This window comes from Bacillus sp. SIMBA_005, assembly GCF_046535585.1.
Lineage (GTDB): Bacteria > Bacillota > Bacilli > Bacillales > Bacillaceae > Bacillus > Bacillus pumilus.
The window spans coordinates 1-253 of sequence record NZ_JAWRWI010000799.1; the positions used below are offsets into that span (position 1 = coordinate 1).

At 36.8% G+C, this 253-nt stretch carries 1 protein-coding gene; it reads left to right on the plus strand.

What is annotated here, in order from left to right; all coding sequences use genetic code 11:
- The coding region (locus tag SB660_RS22275; protein ID WP_410584638.1) for an arginine deiminase family protein at nt 1-253 on the plus strand (253 nt) is incomplete at both ends.

Consider the following 253-nt stretch of genomic DNA (forward strand, 5'->3'; position numbering starts at 1 on the left):
CCATGTATTAGAGTTTGGAGATGTGATGGTGTTAAATCGTGATGCTGTGCTTATTAATATAGGTGTAAGAACGACAAGGCAGGGTGTAGAGCAGGTAAAAGACAGTATTTTTCAAGCAGGTTTCTCTGAAATAGGCATTATTGATTTGCCTCGAAGCTCGGATACACTGCATTTAGATATGAATTGTAATATTGCCAACAACGATGTCGTAATAGCGAAAAGTTTTATGCGTTATTTTCCTATCCAAGTAATT